Source organism: Paenibacillus sp. 1-18 (assembly GCF_000520755.1).
Lineage (GTDB): Bacteria > Bacillota > Bacilli > Paenibacillales > Paenibacillaceae > Paenibacillus > Paenibacillus brasilensis.
Genome location: NZ_ASSB01000038.1, coordinates 1 through 1781 on the forward strand (window position 1 = coordinate 1; position 1781 = coordinate 1781).

The 1781-nt window shown below is 42.3% G+C and carries 1 protein-coding gene; it reads right to left on the minus strand.

Annotated elements, in window-relative coordinates; all coding sequences use genetic code 11:
* Window positions 1-1752: beta-ketoacyl synthase N-terminal-like domain-containing protein (locus tag L693_RS0102445; RefSeq protein ID WP_231503505.1), on the minus strand; the 1752-nt coding region annotated here is incomplete at its 3' end.
* Between the last annotated feature and the right edge of the window lie 29 nt (window positions 1753-1781).

Genomic DNA, 1781 nt, shown 5'->3' on the forward strand with positions numbered 1-1781 from the left:
TGGAACCTCCTGTCCATCCACTACCGGCCGTTTCCAATGTTCTGTCTTCTCCTGTACAACAAAAGGAGTTTTAGAAAAATCAATATTTGGATTCAGACCTTCCCCGTGCATTATATTTTTTACAAGTGTTTGATGCTTCAGTTGTAATAGTATTTTTGTAACCTGCGCAATTCCCGCAGCAGCTTCTGCATGTCCAATATTCGATTTAATAGAGGAAATAGCGCAAAATCCTGTTTCATTTGTATATTTTTTATAGACATCCGTCAGCCCGGTTATCTCAATCGGATCTCCCAAAGCAGTTCCTGTTCCATGGGCTTCAATACAGCTAATTGTACGGGGGCCGAATCCACTTCTTAGCAGAGCCTCTTCTATTGCCAAAGATTGTGAGACAGGGCTTGGTACGGTATACCCGTTTGTTCTTCCCCCATGACTGACAGCAGTTCCTTTGATAACACCATAGATTTGATCCCCATCTTTTATGGCATCCTTCAGCGGCTTCAAGAAAATTGCGCCTACAGCCTCCGACGGAACATAACCTGTACCGCCTTCACAAAATGCCCGGCATCTGCCATCAGCAGCATTAAATTGCCCCTGGGATAGTGTAATATACTTGCTTGGGTGAAGAGATAAATTCACTCCACCGGCAATTGCCATTTTTGATTGTCCGTTACGGATACTTTCACAAGCCAAATGAACTGCATAGAGAGAGGATGCGCAGGCAGTATCTACTGTCAGGCTTGGGCCTGTAAAATTCATAACATAAGAGACACGGTTAGCAATCGAAAAGATCTGGCTGTTCGCCATAAACATATCCTGACCGGCCTGGTATGCTGCTTCTGCCATATAAAGCTGGTAGTTGTTGAACGTTGCGCCTACAAATACTCCGATACGATTTCCATATCCATTCTTTTTTAACGATTCCCGTGTATATCCTCCATCCTCCATACACTCCCAGGCTACTTCCAGGAACAGTCGTTCCTGCGGGTCCATAAACATCGCATCTTTTGGAGAAATATTAAAAAACAAGGGGTCAAAACAGTCAGTATGGTCTAAAAATCCTCCCCATTTACTATAACTGAGCCCTCTTTCAACGGCTTTGATCCGGTCAGGTTCATAAAATCCTTCCAGAGGCCAACGGTCTGAAGGAATCTCTGTAATGCAGTCCCTGCCGTTATATATATTATCCCATAATTGCATTATATTACTGGAATTTGGATACCTTCCAGCCACCCCAACTACAGCAATATCAATATACTCATTATTATTTTTAACAGATGAAAATTTACGGTTTCGGGTAGCCTTCGCGGAACGTATTGAAGCAAGTTCAGGTATTTCTTTTACATATGCAGGCACTTCATAATTGGGTTCTTCTATTATTGGCCTGTCCACCAACTTAGAAACCGTATCCGGATAGTTTTCCGTCAAGTAATTCCCCAATGCCTGGATACTGTTATATTTATAAAATAAAGTAGCATCCAGCTTTCCAGTCCATTGCTCTATTTTTTGGTTAAGCCTGGTAATCATGATTGAATCCAAACCCAACTGGTCAAAGGGTGCATCAGCCTCTAACCTGTTTACAGGAATTTTTGTAATCTCCGACATCAGCCCGCTCAGGTATTTTATAGATGCTGCAGTTAAATTCTGATACGCTTCATCACTTGATTCCAAAGGTTTGGTAGAATCGTTCATACTACTCTTATTGGTGCTCTGCTCTATACCTTCATCCGTTATGTGCAGTTCTATTCCTTTCATCCGTACACAAACCATTCCGTTGTCATCAC